Raw genomic sequence first — 26,286 nt, 5'->3', positions numbered from 1 at the left:
GACCCGTCAGGGGGACGCCGGGCGCGACTCCCACTCCGCCAGCGTCACCACGTCCTTGAGGAAGCCCCGCACTCCGAGGAACGAGGACAGGTGCTCCCGGTGCTCCTCGCAGGCCAGCCACGTCTTGCGGCGCTCCGGCGTGTGCAGCTTCGGGTTGTTCCAGGCCAGCACCCAGACGGCGTCGGCCCGGCAGCCCTTGGCCGAACAGACGGGGGCGGAGGGATTCTCGGCGGATTCCGGGGAGTTCACGCACTCAACCCTAGAGGGTGCCGGACGCGCCCCCGGACGCGGGAATGGCGACGCCGGGCAGCCACGGGGGGAGCTGCCCGGCGTCGGTCCGTCGCTCCGACGGGGGATGCGGAGCGCCTACAAAGTATGTCACGCACACCCTGCCGCGGTGCACCGGAACTTCATGATTGATCTGAGCTTTTCTTGAGCTTGGGGCCCCCGTGGGCTCAGTCGTGCTCAGGCCCATCCGAAGACCGGAAACCGCGTCCGGACTGCGGTGAGGGCGTCGCCGCGCCTGCTTCGAGCGCCGGATACGACTGGGGCGGCAGGACGAACGTGGACGGCAGCGCGGGGCTGGTCTCGCGGCCCGCGTTGGCGATGACGACGGCCACGTACGGCAGCAGCACCCCGAGACCGAGCGCCACGAACGCGATGTGCCGCTCCACGTTCCACAGGAGCGCGGCGGCCACCACCGACACCGTGCGCACGCTCATCGAGATCACATAGCGGCGCTGTCTGCCGCGGACGTCCTCGGCCAGCCCCTGCCGGGCCCCCGTGATCCGGAAGACCTCCGCACCACCCTGTTTGCGCACCACGTCCCCACCAACCTTCCCCGGACCCGGACCGGCACGCTCCTACGCTACGCCCGGCCTCCACCGCGAACGAGACCGGGGCACGCCATATGTGTACGTACCGCATGCCGTCCGCACGGACCCGCCCGACGTGCGGCGGACCGCCGCAGCGCCGAAACTGGGCGGGACATGCGCGACACGGCGTCGCACAAGGAGGCAGCACATGGGCTGGTTGTGGGCAATCATCGTGGGCCTGGTCCTCGGACTGATCGCCAAGGCGATCCTGCCGGGCAAGCAGCAGATTCCGCTGTGGCTGACGGTCATCTTCGGCATGATCGGCAGCGTCCTCGGAAACGCTGTCGCCACCTGGATCGGTGTCAACGACACCAAGGGCATCGACTGGACACGCCATGTGCTCCAGCTCATCGGCGCGGTGGTGGTGGTCGGTGTCGGCGACATGCTGTACGCCTCGCTCCGGGGCAACAGACAGCGCACCTGAATCCGCCGGGACGCACGGCAGCGGCCGGGCACGCACCACGCGCGCCCGGCCGCTGCCGTGCGGTACGGGGACGGCTCAGCCGGCCGTGACCTCGATCGCCGCCAGGTTCTTCTTGCCCCGGCGCAGCACCAGCCAGCGCCCGTGCAGCAACTCCTCGCGGGCCGGGGCCGCCTCGCCGTCGACGGCCTTGACGTTGTTCACGTACGCGCCGCCCTCCTTGACCGTGCGCCGCGCCCCCGACTTGCTCGGCGCCAGACCGGCCTCCACCAGCAGGTCCACCAGCGGGCCCAGCTCGGTGACCCGGGCGTGCGGCACCTCGGACAGGGCGGCGGTCAGCGTCGCCTCGTCCAGCTCACCCAGCTCACCCTGGCCGAACAGGGCCTTCGACGCGGCGACGACCGCGGCGCACTGGTCCGCCCCGTGCACCAGCGTCGTCAGCTCCTCGGCCAGCGCGCGCTGCGCCGTCCGCGCCTGCGGGCGCTCCTCCGTGACCTTCTCCAGCTCCTCCAGCTCGGCCCGGGTCCGGAAGCTGAGGAAGCGCATGTAGCGCGAGATGTCCCGGTCGTCCGCGTTCAGCCAGAACTGGTAGAACGCGTACGGCGTCGTCATCTCCGCGTCGAGCCAGACGGCCCCGCCCTCCGACTTGCCGAACTTCGTGCCGTCCGCCTTCGTCACCAGCGGCGTCGCCAGCGCGTGCACCTCGGCGCCCGGCTCCAGGCGGTGGATCAGGTCCAGGCCGGCCGTGAGGTTGCCCCACTGGTCGCTGCCGCCCTGCTGGAGGACGCAGCCGTAGCGGCGGTACAGCTCCAGGAAGTCCATGCTCTGGAGCAGCTGGTAGCTGAACTCGGTGTAGCTGATGCCCTCGTCGGACTCCAGCCGGCGGGCGACGGACTCCTTGGTCAGCATCTTGTTGACCCGGAAGTGCTTGCCGATGTCCCGCAGGAACTCGATCGCGGACATGCCCGCGGTCCAGTCCAGGTTGTTCACCATGACCGCGGCGTTCTCGCCCTCGAAGGACAGGAACGGCTCGATCTGCGCCCGCAGCCGGGCCACCCACTGGGCGATGGTCTCCGGGTCGTTCAGCGTGCGCTCGGCGGTCGGCCGGGGGTCGCCGATCTGACCGGTGGCCCCGCCCACCAGGGCGAGCGGTCGCAGCCCGGCCTGCTGGAGCCGGCGCATGGTGAGCACCTGCACCAGATGGCCGACGTGCAGGCTGGCCGCGGTGGGGTCGTAGCCGCAATAGAACGTGACGGGACCGTCCGCGAGAGCCTTGCGCAAGGCGTCCTCGTCGGTGGACTGGGCGATCAGCCCGCGCCACTTCAGCTCGTCGACGATGTCCGTCACGGTTCCTGTGCTCCTTACGGCAGTGTTTTGTACGCCTCAGTCTAGGCGGGTCAGACGCCCCGGCTGACCGAGCTCATGTTGAAGTCCGGGATGCGCAGCGCGGGCATCGCGGCCCGGGTGAACCAGTCGCCCCACTCGCGCGGCAGCGTCTTCTCGGTGCGGCCCGCCTCGGTGGCCCGGGAGAGCAGGTCGACGGGGGACTCGTTGAACCGGAAGTTGTTCACCTCGCCCACCACCTCGCCGTCCTCCACCAGGTAGACCCCGTCCCGGGTCAGCCCGGTCAGCAGCAGCGTGGCCGGGTCCACCTCGCGGATGTACCAGAGGCAGGTCAGCAGCAGCGCCCGGCCGGTCGTCGCGGCGACCATCTCCTCCAGCGACCGTTCGCCCCCGCCCTCCAGGAGGAGGTTGTCGACCGCCGGCGCGAGCGGTTGCCCGGTCAGGGCCGCGGTGTGCCGGGTCGTCGTCAGCCGCTCCAGACGGCCGCCGGCGATCCAGTCGGTCCGGGCCAGCGGCAGCCCGTTGTCGAAGACCGAGCCGCCGTCCCCGGAGGAGTGCGCGACGACGAACGGCGCCGACTCCAGGCCCGGCGCGTGCGGGTCGCTGCGCAGGGTCAGCGGCAGCGGGGACAGCGTCTCGCCGAGCCGGGTGCCGCCGCCCGGCTTGGAGAACACCGTCCGGCCCTCCGCCGCGTCCCGCGCCGTGGACGACCAGAGCTGGTAGATCAGCAGGTCCGCCACCGCGGTCGGCGGCAGCAGCGTCTCGTACCGCCCGGCGGGCAGCTCGATCCGGCGCGCCGCCCAGCCGAGCCGCCGCGCCAGTTCCGCGTCCATCTCGGCCGGGTCGACGTCCTTGAAGTCCCGCGTGGAGCGGCCCGCCCAGGCGGAACGGGTGCGGTCGGGCGACTTGGCGTTCAGCTCCAGCGTGCCGGTCGGCTGGTCGTGGCGCAGCCGCAGCCCCGTGGAGGTCCCGAGGTACGTGGAGGTCATCTGGTGGTGGGCGAAGCCGTACAGCTCGCGCCCCCCGGCCCGGGCCCGGGCGAAGGCGTCCCCGAGGGCCGGCGCGAACGCGGCGAACACATCGGAGTCCGTCTCGGCCGGCGCGTCCGTGAAGTCGGGCGACGCGGGCACCCCGGTGACCAGCGGCTGGGCGTCCTCGGCCGGTCCCGCGGCGCGCGCGGCGGCCTCGGCGGCCCGGACCAGCGGCTCCAGGTCGTCGGCGGTGACGGCGGCCCGGGACACCACCCCGGAGGCGGTGCCCTCGGCGCCGTCGACCGTGGCGACGACGGTGAGGGTCCGGCCCCGGGTGACCCCGTTGGTGGTGAGCGCGTTGCCGGCCCAGCGCAGATTGGCCGACGACTCCTCGTCCGCGATGACCACACAGCCGTCGGCGGTGGACAGTTCGAGCGCCCGCTCGACGATCTCGTAGGGCTTGCTGGCGCGGCTCATCGTCCCGCCTCCTGCGTCGTGTTGAGGATGTTCACGCCCCGGAAGAGGGCGGACGGGCAGCCGTGGGAGACCGCCGCGACCTGGCCCGGCTGGGCCTTGCCGCAGTTGAAGGCGCCGCCCAGCACATACGTCTGCGGGCCGCCGACCTTCTCCATCGAGCCCCAGAAGTCCGTCGTCGTCGCCTGGTACGCGACATCGCGCAGCTGCCCGGCCAGCCTGCCGTTCTCGATGCGGAAGAACCGCTGCCCGGTGAACTGGAAGTTGTACCGCTGCATGTCGATGGACCACGACCGGTCCCCGACCACGTAGATCCCGCGCTCCACCCCGCCGATCAGATCCTCCGTGGAGAGCCCGCCCGGGTCCGGCAGCAACGACACATTCGCCATGCGCTGTACGGGGACATGGCCGGGGGAGTCCGCGTAGGCGCACCCGTTGGACCGGCCCAGGCCCGTGAGCTTCGCGATCCGGCGGTCCGTCTGGTAGCCCACCAGCGTCCCGTCCTTCACCAGGTCCCAGGACTGCGCCTCGACGCCCTCGTCGTCGTAGCCGATCGTCGCGAGCCCGTGCTCGGCGGTGCGGTCGCCCGTCACGTTCATCACGGGCGAGCCGTACGCCAGCTTCCCCAGCTGGTCGAACGTGGCGAACGACGTTCCCGCGTAAGCGGCCTCGTAACCCAGCGCCCGGTCCAGCTCCGTGGCGTGCCCGATCGACTCGTGGATCGTCAGCCACAGGTTGGACGGGTCCACGACCAGGTCGTACGTCCCCGCCTCCACGCTCGGCGCCCGCATCTTCTCGGCCAGCAGCCCGGGGATGCGCTCCAGCTCGTCGGCCCAGTCCCAGCCGGTCCCGGTCAGGTACTCCCAGCCCCGTCCCACCGGCGGCGCGATGGTGCGCATCGAGTCGAACTCGCCGGTCGCGGAGTCCACCGCCACGGCCGTGAACTCCGGGTGCAGCCGGACCCGCTGCTGCGTGGTGACCGTGCCCGCCGTGTCCGCGTAGAACTTGTTCTCGTGGACGGCCATCAGCGAGGCGTCCACATGCGCCACGCCCTCGGCCGCCAGCAGCCGCGCGCTCCACTCGGCGAGCAGTCCGGCCTTCTCCCCGGCCGGTACGTCGAAGGGGTCGACCTCGTACGCCGAGACCCAGGTGCGCTCCCCGTGCGAGGGCTCGTCCGCCAGCTCCACCCGCTCGTCCGAGCCCGCCGCCGCGATCACCTTCGCCGACAGCTTGGCCATCGCCACGGCCTGCGAGGCCACCCGCGCCGCCGCGTCCATCGTCAGGTCGACGCCCGAGGCGAACCCCCAGGCGCCGCCGTGCACGACGCGGACCGCGTAACCGAGGTCGGTGGTGTCGGAGCCCCCGGCGGGCCGGGCGTCCCGCAGCCGCCAGGTGGCACTGCGCACCCGCTCGAACCGGAAGTCCGCGTGCGCCGCCCCGAGCGCCCGCGCCCGGGCGAGCGCCGCGTCGGCGAGGGCCCGTAGCGGAAGCGCCAGGAACGATTGATCTACCTCGTGGGGCACGGGCGGCCTCTCCTTCGCGGTCACATACCCTCGGAATGTTTACGAGGCAGTGAAGCACGGCCCGCGCTCCGTCGCGGAGGAATTCTCCGGGCCGGCCCGGGCCTCGGACTGTAGGAACCCGACAGCACCCGGCCAGCGGCGCTGTCAGGGGCCGATTCCCCGCCGCGCGGACGGTACCGATAGGTTTCCGAGGTACCTGACCGCTAACGAAAGGGTGATCCGTTGAGCCGCTCGGTTCTCGTCACCGGAGGAAACCGGGGCATCGGCCTCGCCATCGCCCGCGCTTTCGCCGACAACGGCGACAAGGTCGCGATCACCTATCGTTCCGGCGAACCGCCCGCCGAGCTCACCGAAGCCGGTGTCCTCGCGGTCCGTTGCGACATCACGGACCCCGAGCAGGTGGAGCAGGGCTACAAGGAGATCGAGGAGAAGCACGGCAACGTGGAGGTGCTGGTCGCCAACGCCGGCATCACCAAGGACCAGTTGCTGATGCGGATGTCCGAGGAGGACTTCACGTCCGTCCTCGACACCAACCTGACCGGCACCTTCCGGGTCGTCAAGCGCGCCAACCGCGGCATGCTGCGCGCCAAGAAGGGCCGCGTCGTCCTGATCTCCTCGGTCGTCGGCCTCCTCGGCTCGGCCGGCCAGGCCAACTACGCGGCGTCCAAGGCCGGTCTGGTCGGATTCGCCCGGTCCCTGGCGCGCGAGCTGGGCTCGCGGAACATCACTTTCAACGTCGTCGCGCCCGGCTTCGTCGACACCGACATGACGCAGGTGCTCACCGAGGAGCAGCGCAAGGGCATCGTGGCCCAGGTGCCGCTCGCGCGTTACGCGCAGCCCGAGGAGATCGCCGCCGCGGTGCGCTTCCTCGCCTCCGACGACGCGTCGTACATCACTGGAGCCGTCATCCCCGTTGACGGCGGATTGGGCATGGGTCACTGATCACCATGAGCGGAATTCTCGACGGCAAGCGCATCCTCGTCACGGGTGTGCTGATGGAGTCGTCCATCGCGTTCCACACCGCCAAGGTTGCGCAGGAGCAGGGCGCGGAGGTCATCCTGACCGCGTTCCCGCGGCCCACCCTGACCGAGCGCATCGCCAAGAAGCTCCCCAAGCCCGCCAAGGTCATCGAGCTGGACGTGACCAACCAGGAGCACCTGGACCGCCTCGCCGGCCTGGTCCGCGACGAGCTGGGCTCGCTGGACGGCGTGGTGCACTCCATCGGGTTCGCGCCGCAGGACGCGCTCGGCGGCAACTTCCTGAACACCCCGTTCGAGTCGGTCTCCACGGCGATGCACGTCTCGGCGTTCTCGCTGAAGTCGCTCGCCATGGCGTGCAAGCCGCTGATGGGCGAGGGCGGCTCGATCGTCGGCCTCACCTTCGACGCGCAGTTCGCCTGGCCGCAGTACGACTGGATGGGCCCGGCCAAGGCCGCTCTGGAGGCCACCTCCCGCTACCTGGCCCGCGACCTGGGCCCGGACGGCATCCGCTGCAACCTGATCTCGGCCGGGCCGCTCGGCTCCATGGCCGCCAAGTCCATCCCGGGCTTCGACGGGCTCGCCGACGTGTGGAACACCCGCGCGCCGCTGGCCTGGGACATGAAGGACCCGGAGCCGGCCGGCCGCGGTGTCGTCGCGCTGCTCTCGGACTTCTTCCCGAGGACCACCGGCGAGATCATCCACGTCGACAGCGGCGTGCACATGATGGGCGCCTGACCCTCAGGTCCGTACGGAAACGGCCGCGCACCGCCTCCCGAAGCCCCGGGAGGCGGTGCGCGGCCGTTTCCGTCGTCCCCCGGCCCGCGCCCTCCCGGCGCTCAGGTCGAAAAGCCGGACGATCCACCGCAGAATGTGGGGGAACCGGACGTCCGGTCAGCCGTGGGGAGGAGATCGCCGTGCGTCGCACACCTCACCGCCCCCGGTACCTGCTGGCCTCCGGCGCGGTCCTCGCCGCACTGCTCGTCCCGGCCGGCCTGTACACCGCCGGGCACGTCGGCGCTGCCGCACCCCCCGCGCCCAGCCCCGAACCCGCCGGCTCCGAGTGCCGTACGTCGATCGAGGGCTCCCGGGTCGTCGCCTACTGCCACAACCCGTACCCCTCGGCCGACCGCGTCCAGCTGCACACCGAGTGCGCCCGCTGGTGGGACGTGGACGCGGACTCCCGGCCGGTCCCGGTCCCGCCGGGGCGCACGGTGCGCCTGGCCGACCGCTGCTGGAAGGAAGTCGCCTCCGCCTGGGTCACCCACAGCGTCGCGCCCCGGGCCTAGACCCGGTCCGCCAGGCAGTTCAGCGCGTGGCTCGCGGCCTCCGTCGCCGCCGTCTCCGCGTCGCCCGCCCGGATCGCCTCGACCAGGCGGCCGTGGTCCATGTGGTTCTCCGGCCGCAGCTCCTGGCCGACGTCGCCGCGCAGGTAGTCCCGCAGCAGATCGCCCAGGTCCGCGTAGAGCCCCGTCAGCACGTCGTTGTGGGAAGCGGCCACCACGGCCAGGTGCAGCGTCGCGTCGGCGGCCACGAACGCCTCGGCGTCACCGGCCGCCCAGGTCTCCTCGCGCCGCCGCATCAGCGCGTCCAGCTGCTTCAGGTCCCGGTCGGTGCGCCGGACCGCCGCGAGGCGCGCCGCCGAGGACTCCAGGGTCGACCGGAGCTCCGCGATGTGGCGCGGGTCCGCCGAGGCGAACCGGCGGTGCATCACCCCGGCCAGCTCGCTGGTGGCGACCACGTAGGTGCCCGAGCCCTGCCGGATGTCCAGCAGCCCGTTGTGCGCGAGCGCCCGGACCGCCTCGCGGACCGTGTTGCGGGCCACCCCCAGCTGCTCGACCAGCTCGGGTTCGGTGGGGATGCGGGCACCGACCGGCCACTCGCCCGTGGTGATCTGGTTCCTCAGCTGGGCAATCACCTGGTCGGCGAGTGCCGAACGCCTCGGGGACGTCAGCGCCATGGTGCTCCTCGGTCGCAACGGCTCATGGGCCCGATCCTCTCAGGGCCCGGTGGGCGGACGGAATGGACAACCAATCATCCCATGATTCTATGATGGCCTCATGCGTGACGAAGAGACGACTGACCAGACCGCGACCGGGACCCTGAGCCCCGGCGCCCCCGCAGCCACCCGCGCCGTCACCCCCGCACCGCGGTCCGGCCCCACGCCGTGGACGCTGCGCCTGGTCGCCATCGGGCTCGTCCTCACCGCGCTCAACCTCCGCCCGGCCATCACCAGCCTCGGCGCCCTCCTCGAAGAGGTCCGGGACGGGCTCCACATGAGCGGCAGCGTCGCCGGGGTCCTCACCTCGGTGCCGCCGCTCTGCTTCGCCGTCTTCGGCGTCATGGCACCGCGCCTCGCCCGCCGCTTCGGGCCCGGCGCGGTGGTCTGCGCGGGCATGGCCGCCATCACGGCGGGCCTGGTGATCCGGCCCCTGGTCGGCGGCACGGCCGGCTTCCTGGCCGCCAGCGCCTTGGCCCTCATGGGCATCGCCGTCAGCAACGTCCTGATGCCGGTGATCGTCAAGCGCTGGTTCCCCGACCGCGTCGGCTCCATGACCGGCCTCTACTCCATGGCCCTGGCCCTCGGCACCTCGCTCGCCGCCGCCGTCACCGTCCCCCTGACCGACGCCATGGGCGGCAGCTGGAAGGCCGGGCTCGGCATCTGGGCCGTGCTGGCCGCCGCCGCGATCCTGCCCTGGCTCCCGCTCGTACGGAACCGGACCGCCGCGCACGAACCGGCTTCCACCGCCGTCCGGCCGCAGGCCCAGGAGCTGCGGATCACCCGCAGCCGGACCGCCTGGGCCCTCGCCTGCTTCTTCGGGCTCCAGGCCACCGCCGCGTACATCACCATGGGCTGGATGCCGCAGATCTTCCGGGACGCCGGGGTCTCCGCCGGCACCGCGGGCGTCCTGCTCGCGGTCACCATGGCCATGGGGGTCCCGCTCGCCTTCGTCATCCCGCGCGTCGCCGCCCGGATGCGCACCCAGGGCCCGATCGTCGTCTTCCTCGGCGCCTGCGGCCTCACCGGCTACGCGGGCCTCTACCTGGCCCCCTCCGGTGGCGCCTGGGCCTGGGCCCTGCTGCTCGGCATCTCGAACTGCGCCTTCCCGCTCGCCCTCACGATGATCGGCATGCGGGCCCGCAGCGGCGCCGGAGTGGTCCGGCTGTCCGCTTTCGCCCAGTCCACCGGCTACCTGATCTCGATCCCCGGGCCACTCCTGGTCGGCGTGCTCTACCAGCACAGCGGCGGCTGGGGCGTCCCGATCGCGCTGATGGCCGCCCTGATGGTGCCGCAGATGGTCATGGGCGTCCTGGCCGGCCGGGACCGGACGATCGAGGACGAATCCTGAGATGCGAGACTGGGGCCATGTCACCTGTGCTCGATCCGAATCCCCAGAACGGTCAGAAGAAGCTGCTCCTCGTCTTCGGGGCGATGCTGCTGATCACGGTCGTCGTCGGCGTCATCGCCGCCATCGCGTCCCCGTGACGCCCCCGCCCGGCGATGGTGGGGGTAGCACCACCATCCCCTAGGGGGCCAGGGTCAGGGCGAAGTGGGTGGGTTACCGGATGGGAGCGACGCCCCCGCCCCCGTAGGTTCCCAGTGACGGAATCCACGGACCACGGAGGCGGACATGCCGGCCCTCACGCACACGCGGCCCACCCACGAGCCGAGCCGCGCCGACGTCCGCCTGCCCTGGTGGGCCGTAGCGCTGCCCGCCGTCGCCTTCGCCGCGCTCCTGCTGCTCATCGCCGGACCGGGTCAGGCGCACGCGGCCACCGACGCGTCGTCGACCGGCCAGGTGCTCCGGCACCTCGCGGAGCTGCTGACCCGCTGACCCGGCGCCCGGGGTGCGAAGCCTCCAACACCCTGCGCCAGCTGGCCCGTTTCATGCGAAGCTGAGATGTATGAGCGCCGATACATCTCGCAGGATCGTCCTTCTCAGGCATGCCAAGGCGGAATGGTCGCAGGAGTCCGACCACGAGCGGCCGCTGGCCGAGCGCGGCCGCATGGAGGCCCCCATGGCGGGCCGCAAGCTCGCCGATTCCGGGATCGCCTTCGACCTGGCCCTCTGCTCGACCGCCGTCCGCACGCGTGAGACGTGGAAACTGGCCGTGCACGAGATGCCCGAGCGCCCGAAGACCGTGTACGAGGAGCGGCTCTACGAGGCATCGCTCGGCGAGCTGATCGCCCTGGTCAACGAGACCCCGGACGACATCGCCGACCTGCTGGTCATCGGCCACAACCCCGGCATGCACGCGCTCGCCGACGCCCTTTCCGGCAGCGGCGAGGGCGACGCGCTCTCCCGGATGGCGCGCGGCGGCTTCCCGACCGCCGCCTTCGCCGTCGTCGAGTTCGCCGGCCCGTGGAAGAGCGTGGAGCACGGCGTCGGCCGGCTCGCCGAGTACTGGACCCCCAACGACTGACCCGCCCGCCCGCCCGTACGGGAAGGGCCCCGGCACACACCGCGAGGTGCGCGCCGGGGCCCTTCCCGCAGGCCTCCGCGACCGGCGACGGACTACTCCACGAGGCCGTCGGCCGCCTCGACCTCCTCGCGGGTGATGCCGAGCAGATAGAGCACGGTGTCCAGGAACGGCACGTTCACCGCCGTGTGCGCGGCCTCGCGGACCACCGGCTTCGCGTTGAACGCGACCCCCAGCCCCGCCGTGTTCAGCATGTCCAGGTCATTGGCCCCGTCACCGATCGCCACCGTCTGCGCCAGTGGCACCCCCGCCTCGGCGGCGAAGCTCCGCAGCAGCCGGGCCTTGCCCGCCCGGTCCACGATGTCCCCGGTCACCCGGCCCGTGAGCTTCCCGTCCACGACCTCCAGCGTGTTGGCGGAGGCGAAGTCGAGCCCCAGGCGCTCCCGCAGATCGTCGGTCACCTGCGTGAAACCGCCGGAGACCACGCCCACTTGGTAGCCGAGCCGCTTCAGCGTGCGGATCAGCGTCCGGGCCCCCGGCGTCAGCCGCACCTCGGAGCGGACCTTGTCCACCACGGACACGTCCAGCCCCGCGAGCAGCGCCACCCGGGCGTGCAGCGACTGCTCGAAGTCCAGCTCGCCCCGCATCGCCCGCTCGGTCACCTCGGCGACCTCGGCCTCGCAGCCCGCGTGCGCCGCGAACAGCTCGATGACCTCGTCCTGGATCAGCGTCGAGTCGACGTCCATCACGACGAGCCGCTGCGCCCGGCGGCTCAGCCCGGCCGAGACGACCGCCACGTCGACGCCGATGCCCGCGGCCTCCGGCGCCAGCGCGGTGCGCAGCTCCGCGGTCCCCGTACCGGAGACCGCGAACTCGACGGCCGTGACGGGGTACTTCGCCAGCCGGAAGATGCGGTCGATGTTCCCGCCGGTCGAGGTGATCCGGGCCGCTATGGCCGCCGTGGACTCCGCGGTCAGCGGGTGCCCCAGCACCGTGACGTGGGATCGGCCGACGCCGCGCGGCCGGTTGTCGCCGGTGCCGGAGATGATCTCGGCCTGGAGCTTCAGCGACTCCGCCCAGCTGTGCACGGTCGCCCGCAGCTCGCCCTCGGTCGTCCCGTCCGCGGTGGGGGCGGTGACCAGCGCGCACAGGACGATACGGCCCCGGGTCACGACCTGCTCGATGTCGACCACGTCGACCGAGTAGGCGGCGAGGGTGTCGAAGAGACCCGCGGTGATCCCGGGGCGGTCCTTCCCGAAGATCTTCACGAGAAGGGTCGGTACGTCCGGACCCTGCCGGGACGCGGCGGGCTCGGGAGACTGTGCGGGCTCAGGAGGCCGGGATACGCTCATGGTGCTCCCACCGTATCGGTCCCCGGGCTCTCACCAGCAGCCCGTCCCGAGTGCCGGACATCCCGGCCGCACCCACCCGGTCCGTCCCCTTTTCGCCTGGCCGCGCAGGTCTCGGTGAGGTCACCCCGGGCCGCCCGGCTTTCGTATCGGGGACCGGTCCTGGAATAGTTCCCCACGATGTTCAGCATCCCTAGACTCCCTGCGACGGGGGTAACACGGGGGACAACTAGTGGGGCGCGGAGTGCCGGAACTCGTACTGGAATTGAATGGCAGGACCTGGACGCTCGATCCGTCCAGGGCGTACACCCTGGGGCGTGATCCGCAGGGGGACATGACGATCGACGACGCCAGGGTGTCGTGGCGGCACGCCACGATCGCCTGGAACGGGCGCAGTTGGTTCATCGAGGACCACGGCAGCACCAACGGCACCTACGTGCACGGCCAGCGGATCCACCAGATGGAGATCGCGGCCGGCTCCACCGTGAACCTGGGCAACGCCACCGACGGGCCCCGCCTGACCCTGAGCGCCGCGGACGTCTACAGCGGCCGGGCCGCCGGCCCCGTGCAGCCGCAGCAGACCCCGCCGCACCAGCCCCAGCAGGGCGGCCCCGGCTGGCAGCAGCCGGCGCCCCAGCAGTCGGCACCCCAGCAGCCCGTCCCGCAGCAGCAGGGCTGGCCGCAGCCCGCGCCGCAGCAGCCGCACATGCCGCGGCAGGGCGGGGCCCCGGCACCGCCCGGCCCCGGCGCCGGCCCGGCGGGAGCCGCGCCGGTCTACGGGGACCGCAGCCCGACCACCTTCCACCAGCTGGCGCTCGGCCGGGTGATGCGGATCGGCCGTGCCCTGGAGAACGACCTCGTCGTCTCCGACCTCCAGGTCTCCCGGCACCACGCCGAGTTCCACGCGACGCCCGACGGACGCTTCGAGATCCGCGACCTCGGCTCGCACAACGGCACGTACGTCAACGGCCAGCCGCTCTCCAAGTCCGGCTCGGCGCTCATCGGCCCGAACGACATCGTCGGCGTCGGTCACTCGACGTTCCGGCTCGTCGGCGACCGGCTGGAAGAGTTCGTCGACACCGGTGACGTCTCCTTCGCGGCCCGCCACCTCACGGTCACGGTCGACGGCGGCAAGCAGATCCTCAAGGACGTCTCGTTCGGCGTCCCCGAGAAGTCGCTCATCGGCGTCATCGGCCCGTCCGGTTCCGGCAAGTCCACCCTGCTCAAGGCGCTCACCGGCTACCGGCCCGCCAACCAGGGCGACGTCCTCTACGACAACCGGAACCTCTACAAGCAGTTCGCCGAGCTCCGCCAGCGCATCGGCCTGGTCCCGCAGGACGACATCCTGCACAAGGAACTGACCGTCACCCGCGCCCTGAAGTACGCGGCCAAGCTCCGGTTCCCCGCGGACACCACCGAGGCCGAGCGCCAGGCCCGGATACACGAGGTGCTGACCGAGCTCAAGCTCGACGTCCACAAGGACAAGAAGGTCACCTCACTCTCCGGCGGCCAGCGCAAGCGCGTCTCCGTGGCGCTGGAGCTGCTCACCAAGCCGTCGCTGATCTTCCTGGACGAGCCGACCTCCGGCCTCGACCCGGGCATGGACCGCGACGTGATGCAGCTGCTGCGCGGACTGGCCGACGACGGCCGTACCGTCCTGGTCGTCACGCACTCGGTGGCCGAGCTGGCCATCTGCGACAAGCTCCTGGTGATGGCACCGGGCGGCGCCGTGGCCTACTTCGGCCCGCCGGACGAGGCGCTGAACTTCTTCGGCTACACCACCTGGGCCGATGTCTTCTCCGCGTTCGAGAACTACCGGGACTACGACTGGGCGGGCCGCTGGCGCGGTTCGCAGCACTACCAGATGTACGCCGCCGACATCGACGCCGCCGCCGTGCAGTCCGTACACATGCCGCCGCCGCAGCAGATGCGCCCGCCGAAGCCGCAGGGCTGGGGCACGCAGCTGTGGACGCTGATGCGCCGGTACCTCTCGGTGATCGGCTCCGACAAGGGCTTCATGGGCCTGATGGTGATCCTGCCCGCGGTGCTCGGCATCGTCAGCGTGGTCATTCCGTCCGACTACGGTCTCGCCCCGCCGAAGCCGCCGCACAAGTTCAACGGTGATGCCGGAACGATCATGCTGATCCTCACGATCGGGATGTGCTTCTCCGGCGCGGCCAACTCCGTACGCGAACTGATCAAGGAACGCGTCATCTACGAACGGGAACGGGCCACCGGCCTGTCCCGCTCCGCGTACCTGATGTCCAAGGTGATCGTCCTCGGCCTGATCACGGCCCTCCAGGGCGTCATCATCTGCGGCATCGGCTTCGCCACCCGCGATCTGCCCGAAGAGGGCCTGCTCATGCCGCCGGCCGTCGAACTGTGCCTGACGGTCATCGCGCTCGGCTTCACCTCGATGATGTTCGGCCTGGTCATCTCCTCGCTGGTGAAGACCGCCGAGAAGACGATGCCGCTGCTGGTGATGTTCGCGATCGTCCAGGTCGTCTTCACCGGCATCCTCTTCCAGGTGTACGGATCGCCCGGCCTGGAGCAGTTCGCCTGGCTGATGCCGTCCCGCTGGGCCATCGCGGGCGCCGGCGCGACGCTGGACCTGGCCCACCTCATGCCGCCGTGGGACGCGAGCAACCCCACCGACCTGGACCCGCTGTGGGAGCACTCGGTGAGCCAGTGGGGGATCGACATCTCGGTCCTGCTGTTCATCGGCGTCGTGTGCGGCTTCGCGGTCGCGCGGCTGCTGCGCCGCCACGAGCCCGAGGTCATGCGCAAGTGACCGGCCCGGACACGCGCCGAAGGGCGGCACCCACGCGGGGTGCCGCCCTTCGGCGTCTGCCGTCGGCGCTACGGATCGCGGCGGATCAGTACGCGCTGTTGACGTTGTCGATCGAGCCGTACTTGTCGGCGGCGTAGTTGGCCGACGCGGTGATGTTGGCGACCGGGTCGTACTGCGTGTGCGGGGTGCCGGGCACGTGGTAGTAGTCGAAGGTCGGCTTGATGATCTGGAGCAGACCGATCGACGGCACGCCGTTCTTGGCGTTGATGTCCCAGTCGTTGATGGCGTTCGGGTTGCCGCTGGACTCGCGGATGATGTTGCGGTGCAGGCCCTCGTAGGTGCCCGGGATGCCCCGCTTGTGCATGATGTCGAGGGACTCCCGGATCCAGCCGTCCAGGTTGTTGGCGTACGTGTGCGTACGCGCGGCGGAGCGGTTGGCGTGCGACTCGGACTTGCGGGCCTTGGCCTCGGAGTGCGCCTTGGCCTTGGCCTTCTTCTTCAGCTCGGCCTTCTTCGCCTTGGCCTCGGTCTTCTCCTTCACCGCGGCGGCCTTCTCGGCCTTGGCGGCGTCAGCGGCCTTGACCAGCTTCTCGGCGGTCGTGTGCTGCTGGATCAGGCTGTCCTGGAGGGCCCGCGCCTGCTTGGAGTTCGCGGAGTCGAAGATGACCGGGGAGGCGGAGACCGCCTGCGGTTCGGTCTCGGCCTCGGCGTGACCGGGCACCAGGGACAAGGAGAGTGCAGCGGCGGCGACGGCGGAGACGCCGGCGGCGGAGAGCTTCTGGGTCTTGTTCAGGTTGCGGAGACGGCCGGTGAAGCGGGACGCGGACATACAGGCTTACCTCTTCGAATTCGGGGGGTCCTCACGGAGGACGAAGACGGGAGCGACTGCGCATCTCCGTCGGGGACGAGCTCAATTCTTAGCGGCGGCAAAATGCCGTGGCAAAGGTGTGACGTACGAAGCCGGGTAGTGGAATGAAGGGCGGTTTGCCCGGTTCGCACCCAGGTCAACGCACCCCAAATCGCCCTTTTCGGCCCACTAGGCGTCTTCGTAAGTGACGTGGACCCTATGCGGGGCCTCACATCGGGCGGGCGTCATCCTTACCTTGAGTTGCTGAAGCAATTCGGAATGCGACGTTCCGGGGTGGGGTCGTGGGTGCGTCCCGGCCCGTGCGCAGGGGCGCCCGCCGCAGGTCCTAGTCCCTCCGCCCCGGTCCTCGGCCGCCTCCGGTCCGATACCGGGCGCGAAACCCGCCGGTACGGTGAGGCGCATGAGCCACCGACCGCCCTCCGGCCTCGCCGCCGTCAGCGCCGCGCTGCTCGCCATGAGCCGCCACCTGGAGGTACGGGACGTCCTGAAGACGATCGTCGCCTCGGCCCGCGAACTCCTGGACGCCGAGTACGCCGCCCTCGGGGTCCCCGACGACCACGGCGGCTTCGCCCAGTTCGTCGTGGACGGCGTCAGCGACGAACAGTGGAAGGCCATCGGCCCGCTGCCCCGGCAGCACGGCATCCTCGCCGCGATGCTCCACGGCGCGAGGACCGAGCGCCTCGCCGACGTCCGCAAGGACCCCCGCTTCGAGGGCTGGCCCAGCGCCCACCCCGACATGTCCGACTTCCTCGGCCTGCCCATCCGGGACGGCGACGAGACCATCGGCGCGCTCTTCCTCGCCAACAAGAGGTGCCCCAAGCCCGAGGGTGTCTGCGGCTTCACCGCCGAGGACGAGGAACTGCTCTCGATCCTCGCCCAGCACGCGGCCATCGCCCTCACCAACGCCCGCCTCTACGAACGCAGCCGCGAGCTCACCATCGCCGAGGAACGCTCCCGCCTCGCCCACGAGCTGCACGACGCGGTCAGCCAGAAGCTCTTCTCGCTCCGGCTCACCGCCCAGGCCGCCACCGCCCTGGTCGACCGCGACCCGGCCCGCGCCAAGGGCGAGCTCCAGCAGGTCGCCTCCCTCGCCGCCGAGGCCGTGGAGGAACTGCGCGCCGCCGTCGTGGAGCTGCGCCCGGCCGCCCTGGACGAGGACGGCCTCGTCGCCACCCTCCGCACCCAGGTCCAGGTGCTCGACCGGGCCCACACCGCCCGGGTCACCTTCGCCGGCGCCGGCGTCCGGGCCCTGCCCGCGGCCCAGGAGGAAGCGCTGCTCCGGGTCGCCCAGGAGGCCCTGCACAACGCCCTCCGCCACGCCGACGCCGCCCACGTCGACGTCACCCTCGCCCGCCGCGACGGTGCCACGGTGCTGCGGATCACCGACGACGGCCGGGGCTTCGAACCCGCCGCCACCCGCCGGGCCGGACGCCATCTGGGCCTCGTCTCGATGCGGGACCGGGCGAACGGCGTCGGTGGCCGCCTCACCGTTCAGTCCGAGCCCGGCAAGGGCACCACGATCGAGATGGAGATCCCCGGTGGCTGACAGGATCATCAGGGTGCTGCTCGTCGACGACCACCAGGTCGTCCGCCGCGGCCTGCGCACGTTCCTGGAGATCCAGGACGACATCGAGGTCGTCGGCGAGGCGGCCGACGGCGCCGAGGGCGTGGCCAGGACGGAGGAGCTGCGGCCCGACGTCGTACTGATGGACATCAAGATGCCCGGCACCGACGGCATCGAGGCGCTGCGCCGCCTCCGCGAGCTGGAGAACCCGGCCAAGGTGCTGATCGTCACCAGCTTCACCGAGCAGCGCACGGTCGTCCCCGCCCTGCGCGCGGGCGCCTCCGGTTACGTGTACAAGGACGTCGACCCGGACGCCCTGGCCGGCGCCATCCGCTCCGTGCACGCCGGGCACGTCCTGCTCCAGCCCGAGGTGGCCGGGGCGCTGCTGGCCCAGGACGAGCCGGGCGCGGGCACCGGCCGGGGGAGCACCCTCACCGAACGCGAACGGGAGGTGCTCGGCCTGATCGCCGACGGCCGGTCCAACCGCGAGATCGCGCGGACCCTGGTCCTGTCCGAGAAGACGGTCAAGACCCACGTCTCCAACATCCTCATGAAGCTCGACCTGGCCGACCGCACCCAGGCGGCGCTCTGGGCGGTCCGCCACGGGGCGGCGGACTGACCCGAGCGACCGAAAACCCCGCCCCCCCCGCCCTGGGATCGCTCCCCTCCGCGACGCACTCAGCCCCGCCCTCACGCCGCTGCACCGCCCAGCCCCGCGCCAACGTGCCCCCGCCGCAACCGTGCGGGAACCCGCGCCAGCGCCGCTGCCCCGCTGAGGCCCGAGCCCGGCTGCTGCGGGGCGCCCGCGCCGCTGCGGCGCTGGGGTTCGGCCTCGGGCGCTGCGGGGTGCTCGCGCCGGTGCGGTGCGGAGGTCCGGGGTCGCGGGTCCGGGGTGCTGGCGCCGGTGCGGCGCTGGGGTTCGGGCTCGGGTGTTGCGGGGTGCTCGCGCCGGTGCGGTGCTGGGGTTTGGGCTCGGCTGCTGCGGGGTGCTCGCGCCGGTGCGGTGCGGAGGTCCGGGGTTGCGGGTCCGGGGTGCTGGCGCCGTTGCGGCGCTCAGGCCCGCGCTCGCGCGGCTGCGGCGCTGGGGTCTGGGCTCGGGTGCGCCGGGGCGCTCGTGCCCTTGCCGTGCGGAGGCCCGGCTTCGCGTCATCGCGGTGTGCGTGCCCCTTTGCGGCGTAGGGGTCCGGGCTCGGGTGCTCTGGGGCGCTCGTGCCCTTGCTGTGCGGAGGTCCGGGGTGCTCGTGGCGATGCGCGTTCAGGCCCGCGCTCGCGCCCCCGCCGCGCTGGGGTCCGGGCTCGGGTGCTCTGGGGCGCTCGTGCCCTTGCCGTGCGGAGGTCCGGGGTGCTCGCGGCGCTTCGCGCTCAGGCCCGCGCTCGCGCCGCTGCGGCGCTGGGGTCCGGGCTCGGTGCTTGCGCCGGGGTGCTCGCCCCCCTGCCGTGCGGAGGCCCCGGCTTCGCGTGCTCGCGGGGCGCCCGCGCCCCTTCCGTGCGGAGGCCCCGGCTTCGCGTAATCGCGGGGCGCCCGCGCCCCTACCGGGCCCGCTCCTCCACATACGCGTTGTACGCCGCCACCTGCGCCCGCCGCGCCACCCGCTCCACCGGCCGCAGCGCCTCGCCCCGCACCGCCATCTCCGACGCGCTCACCGCGCCGCCGTGCCCGTTCTCGTACGCCACCGAGATCAGCAGCCCGACCCGCTGGGCCAGCTCGAGGACCCGCACCGCCCTCGGCGGGTAGCCCGGGGCCAGCACCTCGCGGCCCCGTTCCGCCCGCGCCCGGTACGCGTCCACCGCCGCCTCGGCCACCGGCCCCGAACCGGCCACGTCGAGCCGGGTCAGCAGCGCCGTCGCGTCCCGCAGCGCCTCCGCCAGCTCCCGTTCCGCCTCGCCCAGCGAGGGCACGTCGGCCGGCGGAGCCTCCCGTACGGCCAGGCAGCGCCACACCACGTCCACGTGCACATCGCCGGCCGGGCCCGCCTCGCGCACCTCGGGCACCAGCCCGTACGGCGCCCCGAAGGTGACGACCGCCTCCTCCGCCTCAAGCGCCCGGGCGTTGAAATCGGCCGGACCGCTCAGCCCCAGCGGGTGCCCCGGCACCGGCAGCGCGACCCGGAAGCCGCTCACCCCCAGCGCCCGCAGCCGCCCCAGGGCGAACGTCAGCCCGACCGGCCCCGCCTCACCCGGCAGCCCCTCGACGCGGTGCACCGCGTCCTCCCCGACGATGGCGAGCGCCGCGTCGTCCGGCGACACGAGCCCCGCCAGCAACGCGTTCCCCCAAGCGGCCAGCAGCCCTGAACGTGGTTCCGAAAGCATGCGGACAGCCTAGGGGGTGTCCCACCGGTCACGTCCGGGTCCGTGACGGCGGGCCCAGCGCCGCCGGTACTCGCGCGGTGGCGTAGGTTTTCCCTGGGAGCCGTGCCCACCGGCACGCGACGATCTCGACACTGCATGGGGAGACAACGCGCTCATGAGCGATGTACTGGAGCTGGTGGACGTATCCGTGGTCCGCGACGGACGCGCTCTGGTGGAAGACGTCTCCTGGTCGGTCAAGGAGGGGGAGCGCTGGGTCATCCTCGGCCCCAACGGCGCCGGCAAGACCACCCTGCTCAACATCGCGTCCAGCTACCTCTTCCCCACCAAGGGCACCGCCAGCGTCCTCGGCGAGCGCCTCGGCGGCGTCGGCACCGACGTCTTCGACCTGCGCCCCCGCATCGGCATCGCGGGCGTCGCCCTGGCCGAGAAGCTGCCCCGCCGCCAGACGGTCCTCCAGACGGTGCTCACCGCCGCCTACGGGATGACCGCCACCTGGAACGAGAACTACGACCAGGTGGACGAGGACCGCGCCCGCGCCTTCCTCGACCGGCTCGGCATGACCGAGTACCTCGACCGCAAGTTCGGCACCCTCTCCGAGGGCGAGCGCAAGCGCACCCTGATCGCCCGCGCCATGATGACCGACCCCGAGCTCCTCCTCCTGGACGAGCCCGCCGCCGGCCTCGACCTCGGTGGCCGCGAGGACCTGGTCCGCCGCCTCGGCCGGCTGGCCCGCGACCGGTACGCACCCTCCATGATCATGGTGACCCACCACGTCGAGGAGATCGCCCCCGGTTTCACCCACGTCCTGATGATCCGCCAGGGCAAGGTGCTCGCCGCCGGCCCCATGGAGACCGAACTCACCTCTCGCAACCTCTCCCTCTGCTTCGGCCTGCCCCTCGTGGTCGAGCACCAGGGCGACCGCTACACCGCCCGCGGACTCCCGCTCGGCTAGGCGGGGTTGACCGTCGCGCCCTGTCCGCAAGGGGGCATACGGTCCTACGATGGCCACGTGGACATCGACGCGTGGGTGTGGTGGCTGATCGGCGCGGTGGGACTGGGCATTCCGCTCGTCCTCACCGCGATGCCCGAGTTCGGCATGTTCGCCGTGGGGGCCGTCGCCGCCGCGGCCGTCGCGGCCCTCGGCGGCGGAATCGTCGCCCAGGTCCTGGTCTTCGTCATCGTCTCGGTGGCGCTGACGGCCGTGGTGCGCGTGATCGCGGGGCGGCAGCGCGCGGACCGGGCCCCCGCGCACGCCACCGGCATCGACGCCCTGAAGGGCCGTCAGGCCGTCGTCCTGGAACGGGTGACCGGCGACGGTGGCCGCATCAAGCTGGCCGGTGAGGTCTGGTCGGCGCGCGCCTTCGACCCCGGATTCAGTTACGAGCCCGGCCAGCAGGTCGACGTCGTGGACATCGACGGGGCGACGGCCGTCGTCATGTGACCGAACTGCCCGCGCACCCAAGCGCGTTCTGTCAGACTCGATGACGATCATCAACCGAAGGGCACGAGGAAACGATGCAACCGATCATCATCGTCCTGATCATTCTGGTGGTGCTCGTCTTCATCGCCCTGATCAAGACGATCCAGGTCATCCCGCAGGCCAGCGCCGCCATCGTGGAACGCTTCGGCCGGTACACCCGCACCCTCAACGCCGGCCTGAACATCGTCGTCCCGTTCATCGACTCGATCCGCAACCGGATCGACCTGCGCGAGCAGGTCGTGCCCTTCCCGCCGCAGCCCGTCATCACCCAGGACAACCTGGTCGTCAACATCGACACCGTCATCTACTACCAGGTGACCGACGCCCGGGCCGCGACGTACGAGGTCGCCAGCTACATCCAGGCCATCGAGCAGCTCACCGTCACCACGCTCCGCAACATCATCGGCGGCATGGACCTGGAGCGGACCCTCACCTCCCGCGAGGAGATCAACGCGGCCCTGCGCGGCGTCCTCGACGAGGCCACCGGCAAGTGGGGCATCCGCGTCAACCGCGTCGAACTCAAGGCGATCGAGCCGCCCACCTCCATCCAGGACTCGATGGAGAAGCAGATGCGCGCCGACCGCGACAAGCGGGCCGCCATCCTCCAGGCCGAGGGCACCCGTCAGTCCGCGATCCTCACCGCCGAGGGCGAGAAGCAGTCCGCGATCCTGCGCGCCGAGGGTGAGGCCAAGGCCGCCGCCCTGCGCGCGGAGGGCGAGGCCCAGGCCATCCGCACGGTCTTCGAGTCCATCCACGCCGGCGACCCGGACCAGAAGCTGCTCTCGTACCAGTACCTCCAGATGCTGCCGAAGATCGCCGAGGGCGACGCGAACAAGCTCTGGATCGTGCCCAGCGAGATCGGCGACGCCCTCAAGGGCCTCAGCGGCGCCTTCGGCAATCTCGGCGGCGGCGCCCCCGGCTTCAACACCGGCCAGGAACGACGCGAGGAACCCCCGGTCGACTGACGTGTACACCCCCCGTGCATGATGCGGTGCAGCAAGCACCGATCACGCACGGGGGTAACGCCATGTCCATCTGGGAGATGCTCGCCGTCTTCGCCGCGGGGATCAGCGCCGGCACGATCAACACGATCGTCGGCTCCGGCACGCTCATCACCTTCCCCGTCCTGCTCGCCACCGGCCTGCCCCCGGTCACCGCCACCGTCTCCAACGCCCTCGGCCTGATCCCCGGCTCCATCAGCGGCGCGATCGGCTACCGCAAGGAACTCGACGGCCAGCGCTCCCGCGTCCTCAGACTCAGCGTGGGCACGCTCATCGGCGGCCTTGCCGGCGCCACCCTGCTCCTGACCCTGCCCTCCACGGCCTTCGAGACCATCGTCCCGGTCCTGGTCGCCCTGGCCCTCGTCCTGGTCATCCTGCAACCGCGCATCAGCAAGGCCGTCCAGGACCGGCGTGCCCGCACCGGGGCACCCGCCCACCGCGACGGCGGCCCGCTGCTCTACATCGGCCTGACCCTCGCCAGCGTCTACGGCGGCTACTTCACGGCCGCCCAGGGGATCATCTACCTCTCCCTCATGGGCATGCTGCTGGACGACACCATGCAGCGTCTCAACGCCGTCAAGAACGTCCTCGCGGCCGTCGTCAACACCATCGCCGCCCTGTTCTTCCTCTTCGTCGCCGACTTCGACTGGACAGCCGTCGTCCTGATCGCGGTCGGCTCCGCCATCGGCGGCCAGATCGGCGCCAAGGTCGGCCGCCGCCTCAGCCCCGCCCTGCTGCGCGCCCTCATCGTCGCCGTCGGCACGGTCGCCATCGTCCAGCTGCTGCTGCGCTGAACGAGCGGGGCCCGTCTCCCCCCGGAAGACGGGCCCCGCTCACACCGTCGGGCGTACGGCGCCTACGCCGCGCTGTGCGACAGCCACTCCGGCAGCGCCGACCGCTCACCGGCCCCCATCGCCAGCAGCATCGCCTCTGCGGGGGACGGCACGAAGGGCTTGCGCAGCAGCGGCATGTCCGCCTGCTCCGGCGTGCGGTCCGCCTTGCGGTGGTTGTCCTCGGCGCACGAGGCCACCGTGTTGAGCCAGGTGTCCTGCCCGCCCTGTGCCCTCGGCACCACATGGTCGACGGTGCTCGCCCGCTTCCCGCAGTACGCGCACCGGTGCTGGTCCCGGACCAGGACGCCCCTCCTGGACCACGGGGCCTGTCTTCGGAACGGGACCCGTACGTACCTGCAGAGCCGGATCACCCGGGGCACCGGGATGTCCACATCGGCGCCGCGCATCCGGAGGCCGGGGTGGGACTGCTCGACAACGGCCTTGTCCTGAAGGATCAGCACCACCGCACGGTTCAACGTCACCGTCGACAGCGGCTCGAAGCTAGCGTTCAGTACCAGTGTGTCCCGCATCCCGCCCACCTCCCGTGTGCCGGCCGCCCCCTGGCAGGCCCGGATCAACTCTGGCCCCGGCACGCCGTGATGGACAACGCATTAAAAAATGCCTTGCCCTGGTCTCTCCAAGACCAGGGCAAGGCAAACGGATGCGGACGATCTGGTGCTCAGGCGTTCTCGGCGGGCTCCGCGTACTCGGCGATCAGCTGGGCCCGGGCCAGGGTGTGGAACCGCAGGTTGAACCCGACGGCCGCGGGCGGCGTGTCGCTGTCCGGGCCGAGCTTGTCGGTGTCCACCGCGTACACGGTGAACACATAGCGGTGGTTCTCCCCGGCCGGCGGAGCGGCGCCGCCGAAGTCCTTGGTGCCGTAGTCGTTGCGCGCGTGCACGGCACCGGCGGGCAGCCCCTCGAACTTCCCGCCGCCCGCGCCGGCCGGCAGCTCCGTGACCGACGCCGGGATGTCGAAGAGCACCCAGTGCCAGAACCCGCTGCCGGTCGGGGCATCGGGGTCGAAGCAGGTCACGGCGAAGCTCTTCGTCTCCGCCGGGAAGCCCTCCCACCGCAGCTGCGGCGAGGTGTTCCCCGCCGCGTACACCTGGGCGTCGGCGAGCACGGCCCCCGGGGCGATGTCCTCGCTCACCACGGTGAACGAGGGAACCTCCGGATGGAAGTCGTGCGGCAGCGGCGCCCTCTTCGGCTCGGTCACGTCAGCACCTCTCTGTCGGCTCCGTCGGATGACACTTCCGACCCTAGAGCCAGTTGCGCTGACCGCCGACCTCCGCCAGCCACTGGTTCAGATAAGCCGCCCAGTCGGTCTCGTGGAAGTCGTGCAGACCGACCTTGAAGGCGCGGTACGAGTCGCTGCCCTCGCTGAAGAGACCCGCCTTCTTGTCCATCTCCAGGATGACGTCCATCTCGCGGTCGTCCGCGACGAACGACAGCTCCACCTGATTCAGCCCCCGGTACTGCTGCGGCGGGTGGAACTCGATCTCCTGGTAGAACGGCAGCCGCTGCCGCGTGCCGCGGATGTGGCCTCGCTCCATGTCGGCGCTGCGGAAGCTGAAGCCCAGCCGGCCGAAGGCGTCGAGGATGGCCTCCTGGGCCGGCAGCGGGTGCACGTTGATCGGGTCGAGGTCGCCGGAGTCCAGGGCCCGTGCGATCTCCAGCTCGGTGGTCACCCCGATGTTCATGCCGTGCAGGTGCTGGCCGGCGAACATGGTGATGGGCGTCTCCCAGGGGATCTCCAGGCCGAACGGCACCACATGCACCGCCCCCGCCTGCACCTGGAAGGCGCCGCCGACGCGCAGCTTGGTGAACTCGATGTCCTGCTTGGTCTCCTGGTCCTGGCCCTCGACCTCGACCCGGGCCTGCAGCCCCACGGAGAGCCCCTCGATCTGCTGGTCGACGGAACCGCCCTGGATCCGCACCTCGCCCTGGACGACCCCGCCCGGGACGACGTTGGCCTCGGCCAATTCCGTCTCCACCGAGGCGCCGCCCGCACCCATGCTCGCGAGAAGCCGCTTGAAGCCCATACTTTTCCTCCTAGGTCCTGATCCCTACATACGCGCGACGACCGTGGTCGGTTCCCAGTAACCTCGAACCCCATGATCGATGGCCCGGACCGTACGCCGCTGACGCGGGACTTCTTCGACCGCCCCGTACTGGAGGTGGCGCCCGACCTCCTGGGCCGCACCCTGGTCCGCAGCACCCCGGAGGGCCCGATCGCCCTGCGCCTCACGGAGGTGGAGGCGTACGCGGGCGAGATCGACCCGGGTTCCCACGCCTTCCGGGGCCGGACACGGCGGAACGAGGCGATGTACGGCCCGCCGGGCCACGCGTACGTCTACTTCACGTACGGCATGTGGCACTGCATGAATCTGGTGTGCGGCCCCGAGGGAAGGGCGAGTGGGGTGCTGCTCCGGGCCGGCGAGATTTTCGAGGGCGCCGAGCTGACGCGCAAACGTCGAGTTTCGGCCCGAAGTGACCGAGAACTGGCCAAAGGGCCGGCCCGCCTCGCGACCGCCCTGGACATCGGCCGCGCGCTGGACGGCACCGACGCCATCGCCCACGAGGGCGCCGAGCTCTCCGTGCTCCACGGCACCCCGCCCCCTCGTGACCAGGTACGGAACGGCCCACGGACCGGTGTGGGCGGAGACGGGGCGGTGCACCCCTGGCGGTTCTGGATCGACGGCGACCCTACGGTGAGCCCGTACCGGGCCCATGCGCCGCGCCGCCGGTCAACTTGACTCGCTCGGACGGGGCACCTAATGTTGTGCGAGTCGCTTGACACGGGTACAGCTGTTGGTTCGGTCCGTCGGATCGTGAGCCGCGCAGACCTGAAGCGGCCAACCACTACCTACGACTCACCCTCAGAGGGTGCGAGTTTCGGCATGCCGGAATTCGGTCCCGCTGACTCGATTATGAGTAACCGGGAGAATCCGCTAAAGTAGTGGACACGCCGAAAGGGAAACGCGAAAGCGAAGAACTGGAAAGCGGAAACTGCTTGACCCGCTTCGACCGGGAATCGGACACGAAAGAGTCTGATAGAGTCGGAAACGCAAGACCGAAGG

28 protein-coding genes are annotated in these 26,286 nt (G+C 71.4%); 16 read left to right on the top strand and 12 right to left on the bottom strand.

The window, feature by feature from the left end; translation table 11 throughout:
* Window positions 1–6: 6 nt before the first annotated feature.
* Together FKN01_RS24325 and FKN01_RS24320 are read right to left on the bottom strand one after the other, a co-directional pair.
* Complete coding sequence (locus tag FKN01_RS24325) at window positions 7–249, bottom strand: hypothetical protein (RefSeq protein WP_143624080.1); 243 nt, start codon at window positions 247–249, stop codon at window positions 7–9.
* A 206-nt stretch (window positions 250–455) separates the two neighbouring features.
* On the bottom strand, window positions 456–824 hold the full coding sequence (locus FKN01_RS24320; RefSeq protein WP_143624078.1) for a DUF3099 domain-containing protein: 369 nt from the start codon (window positions 822–824) through the stop codon (window positions 456–458).
* 199 nt (window positions 825–1,023) lie between these two features.
* Here FKN01_RS24320 and FKN01_RS24315 point away from each other — a divergent pair, with 199 nt between their 5' ends.
* Window positions 1,024–1,299 carry a GlsB/YeaQ/YmgE family stress response membrane protein gene (locus FKN01_RS24315; RefSeq protein WP_093709444.1) on the top strand — a complete coding sequence of 92 codons (276 nt, stop codon included), beginning with the start codon at window positions 1,024–1,026 and terminating at the stop codon, window positions 1,297–1,299.
* A gap of 75 nt (window positions 1,300–1,374) precedes the next feature.
* Here the strand turns inward: FKN01_RS24315 and tyrS are convergent, their stop codons facing one another.
* From tyrS to FKN01_RS24300, 3 genes are read right to left on the bottom strand one after another with little or no spacing between them, the layout of a single operon-like run.
* Window positions 1,375–2,643, bottom strand: a complete 1,269-nt coding sequence (tyrS, locus tag FKN01_RS24310) for a tyrosine--tRNA ligase (protein ID WP_143624076.1) — start codon at window positions 2,641–2,643, stop codon at window positions 1,375–1,377.
* A gap of 50 nt (window positions 2,644–2,693) precedes the next feature.
* The gene (locus tag FKN01_RS24305) at window positions 2,694–4,088 is read right to left on the bottom strand and encodes a metallopeptidase TldD-related protein (protein WP_143624074.1); all 1,395 of its coding nucleotides are present in this window, start codon (window positions 4,086–4,088) and stop codon (window positions 2,694–2,696) included.
* The gene (locus FKN01_RS24300; RefSeq protein WP_143624072.1) at window positions 4,085–5,608 is read right to left on the bottom strand and encodes a TldD/PmbA family protein; all 1,524 of its coding nucleotides are present in this window, start codon (window positions 5,606–5,608) and stop codon (window positions 4,085–4,087) included. The genes FKN01_RS24305 and FKN01_RS24300 overlap by 4 nt, the downstream gene beginning before the upstream one ends.
* A gap of 222 nt (window positions 5,609–5,830) precedes the next feature.
* Here FKN01_RS24300 and fabG point away from each other — a divergent pair, with 222 nt between their 5' ends.
* From fabG to FKN01_RS24285, 3 genes are all read left to right on the top strand, one after another.
* Window positions 5,831–6,550 carry a 3-oxoacyl-[acyl-carrier-protein] reductase gene (fabG, locus tag FKN01_RS24295; protein ID WP_018104724.1) on the top strand — a complete coding sequence of 240 codons (720 nt, stop codon included), beginning with the start codon at window positions 5,831–5,833 and terminating at the stop codon, window positions 6,548–6,550.
* A gap of 5 nt (window positions 6,551–6,555) precedes the next feature.
* The gene (fabI, locus tag FKN01_RS24290) at window positions 6,556–7,323 is read left to right on the top strand and encodes an enoyl-ACP reductase FabI (protein ID WP_143624070.1); all 768 of its coding nucleotides are present in this window, start codon (window positions 6,556–6,558) and stop codon (window positions 7,321–7,323) included.
* Between the two features lie 179 nt (window positions 7,324–7,502).
* Window positions 7,503–7,874: a hypothetical protein gene (locus FKN01_RS24285; RefSeq protein ID WP_143624068.1), complete on the top strand. Its 372-nt coding sequence runs from the start codon at window positions 7,503–7,505 to the stop codon at window positions 7,872–7,874.
* On the opposite strand, the gene FKN01_RS24280 is transcribed toward FKN01_RS24285, so the two are convergent.
* Window positions 7,871–8,545, bottom strand: coding sequence for a FadR/GntR family transcriptional regulator (locus tag FKN01_RS24280; RefSeq protein WP_143624066.1), 675 nt, complete (start codon window positions 8,543–8,545; stop codon window positions 7,871–7,873). The genes FKN01_RS24285 and FKN01_RS24280 overlap by 4 nt on opposite strands.
* Before the next feature lie 100 nt (window positions 8,546–8,645).
* On the opposite strand from FKN01_RS24280, the gene FKN01_RS24275 reads away from it, so the two are divergent.
* The 4 genes from FKN01_RS24275 to FKN01_RS24265 all read left to right on the top strand — a co-directional run bounded on the left by FKN01_RS24275 (window position 8,646) and on the right by FKN01_RS24265 (window position 11,010).
* A complete protein-coding gene (locus FKN01_RS24275; protein WP_143624064.1) occupies window positions 8,646–9,935 on the top strand; it encodes a CynX/NimT family MFS transporter in 1,290 nt (429 codons plus the stop codon).
* Between the two features lie 26 nt (window positions 9,936–9,961).
* Window positions 9,962–10,072 carry an SGM_5486 family transporter-associated protein gene (locus tag FKN01_RS33380; RefSeq protein ID WP_260697003.1) on the top strand — a complete coding sequence of 37 codons (111 nt, stop codon included), beginning with the start codon at window positions 9,962–9,964 and terminating at the stop codon, window positions 10,070–10,072.
* 145 nt (window positions 10,073–10,217) lie between these two features.
* Window positions 10,218–10,421: a hypothetical protein gene (locus tag FKN01_RS24270; protein WP_143624062.1), complete on the top strand. Its 204-nt coding sequence runs from the start codon at window positions 10,218–10,220 to the stop codon at window positions 10,419–10,421.
* 70 nt (window positions 10,422–10,491) lie between these two features.
* Window positions 10,492–11,010 carry a histidine phosphatase family protein gene (locus tag FKN01_RS24265; protein ID WP_143624060.1) on the top strand — a complete coding sequence of 173 codons (519 nt, stop codon included), beginning with the start codon at window positions 10,492–10,494 and terminating at the stop codon, window positions 11,008–11,010.
* A gap of 92 nt (window positions 11,011–11,102) precedes the next feature.
* Here FKN01_RS24265 and serB read toward each other — a convergent pair whose 3' ends face one another.
* Window positions 11,103–12,359 carry a phosphoserine phosphatase SerB gene (serB, locus tag FKN01_RS24260; RefSeq protein ID WP_143624058.1) on the bottom strand — a complete coding sequence of 419 codons (1,257 nt, stop codon included), beginning with the start codon at window positions 12,357–12,359 and terminating at the stop codon, window positions 11,103–11,105.
* A gap of 229 nt (window positions 12,360–12,588) precedes the next feature.
* On the opposite strand from serB, the gene FKN01_RS24255 reads away from it, so the two are divergent.
* Entirely contained in the window at window positions 12,589–15,147 is a 2,559-nt protein-coding gene (locus tag FKN01_RS24255; protein ID WP_143624056.1) for an FHA domain-containing protein, read from the top strand.
* An 85-nt stretch (window positions 15,148–15,232) separates the two neighbouring features.
* Here the strand turns inward: FKN01_RS24255 and FKN01_RS24250 are convergent, their stop codons facing one another.
* The gene (locus FKN01_RS24250; RefSeq protein ID WP_143624054.1) at window positions 15,233–15,976 is read right to left on the bottom strand and encodes a transglycosylase SLT domain-containing protein; all 744 of its coding nucleotides are present in this window, start codon (window positions 15,974–15,976) and stop codon (window positions 15,233–15,235) included.
* A gap of 439 nt (window positions 15,977–16,415) precedes the next feature.
* Here FKN01_RS24250 and FKN01_RS24245 point away from each other — a divergent pair, with 439 nt between their 5' ends.
* Window positions 16,416–17,561: a GAF domain-containing sensor histidine kinase gene (locus tag FKN01_RS24245; protein WP_143624052.1), complete on the top strand. Its 1,146-nt coding sequence runs from the start codon at window positions 16,416–16,418 to the stop codon at window positions 17,559–17,561.
* Complete coding sequence (locus FKN01_RS24240; protein WP_143624050.1) at window positions 17,554–18,198, top strand: response regulator transcription factor; 645 nt, start codon at window positions 17,554–17,556, stop codon at window positions 18,196–18,198. The genes FKN01_RS24245 and FKN01_RS24240 overlap by 8 nt, the downstream gene beginning before the upstream one ends.
* 911 nt (window positions 18,199–19,109) lie before the next feature.
* On the opposite strand, the gene FKN01_RS24235 is transcribed toward FKN01_RS24240, so the two are convergent.
* Entirely contained in the window at window positions 19,110–19,889 is a 780-nt protein-coding gene (locus FKN01_RS24235; protein WP_143624048.1) for a hypothetical protein, read from the bottom strand.
* A 154-nt stretch (window positions 19,890–20,043) separates the two neighbouring features.
* Here FKN01_RS24235 and FKN01_RS24230 point away from each other — a divergent pair, with 154 nt between their 5' ends.
* The 4 genes from FKN01_RS24230 to FKN01_RS24215 all read left to right on the top strand — a co-directional run bounded on the left by FKN01_RS24230 (window position 20,044) and on the right by FKN01_RS24215 (window position 23,164).
* A complete protein-coding gene (locus FKN01_RS24230; protein ID WP_143624046.1) occupies window positions 20,044–20,841 on the top strand; it encodes an ABC transporter ATP-binding protein in 798 nt (265 codons plus the stop codon).
* A gap of 57 nt (window positions 20,842–20,898) precedes the next feature.
* Window positions 20,899–21,330 carry an NfeD family protein gene (locus tag FKN01_RS24225; RefSeq protein ID WP_143624044.1) on the top strand — a complete coding sequence of 144 codons (432 nt, stop codon included), beginning with the start codon at window positions 20,899–20,901 and terminating at the stop codon, window positions 21,328–21,330.
* Between the two features lie 74 nt (window positions 21,331–21,404).
* Complete coding sequence (locus FKN01_RS24220; protein WP_143624042.1) at window positions 21,405–22,334, top strand: SPFH domain-containing protein; 930 nt, start codon at window positions 21,405–21,407, stop codon at window positions 22,332–22,334.
* Window positions 22,335–22,396: 62 nt separating this feature from the next.
* Complete coding sequence (locus tag FKN01_RS24215; RefSeq protein WP_143624040.1) at window positions 22,397–23,164, top strand: sulfite exporter TauE/SafE family protein; 768 nt, start codon at window positions 22,397–22,399, stop codon at window positions 23,162–23,164.
* Between the two features lie 62 nt (window positions 23,165–23,226).
* Here FKN01_RS24215 and FKN01_RS24210 read toward each other — a convergent pair whose 3' ends face one another.
* The 3 genes from FKN01_RS24210 to FKN01_RS24200 all read right to left on the bottom strand — a co-directional run bounded on the left by FKN01_RS24210 (window position 23,227) and on the right by FKN01_RS24200 (window position 25,248).
* Window positions 23,227–23,733: an HNH endonuclease gene (locus tag FKN01_RS24210; RefSeq protein ID WP_143624038.1), complete on the bottom strand. Its 507-nt coding sequence runs from the start codon at window positions 23,731–23,733 to the stop codon at window positions 23,227–23,229.
* 149 nt (window positions 23,734–23,882) lie between these two features.
* Window positions 23,883–24,422 carry a YbhB/YbcL family Raf kinase inhibitor-like protein gene (locus FKN01_RS24205; RefSeq protein WP_143624036.1) on the bottom strand — a complete coding sequence of 180 codons (540 nt, stop codon included), beginning with the start codon at window positions 24,420–24,422 and terminating at the stop codon, window positions 23,883–23,885.
* 43 nt (window positions 24,423–24,465) lie between these two features.
* A complete protein-coding gene (locus FKN01_RS24200; protein WP_143624034.1) occupies window positions 24,466–25,248 on the bottom strand; it encodes a sporulation protein in 783 nt (260 codons plus the stop codon).
* 72 nt (window positions 25,249–25,320) lie between these two features.
* On the opposite strand from FKN01_RS24200, the gene FKN01_RS24195 reads away from it, so the two are divergent.
* The gene (locus tag FKN01_RS24195; protein ID WP_143624032.1) at window positions 25,321–25,962 is read left to right on the top strand and encodes a DNA-3-methyladenine glycosylase; all 642 of its coding nucleotides are present in this window, start codon (window positions 25,321–25,323) and stop codon (window positions 25,960–25,962) included.
* Window positions 25,963–26,286 lie beyond the last annotated feature (324 nt).

Origin of the sequence: Streptomyces sp. 130 (genome assembly GCF_007096885.1) — a bacterium.
GTDB lineage: Bacteria > Actinomycetota > Actinomycetes > Streptomycetales > Streptomycetaceae > Streptomyces.
The sequence above is the reverse complement of the archived record's forward strand: the minus strand, read 5'-3'. Positions and strand labels throughout refer to the sequence as shown.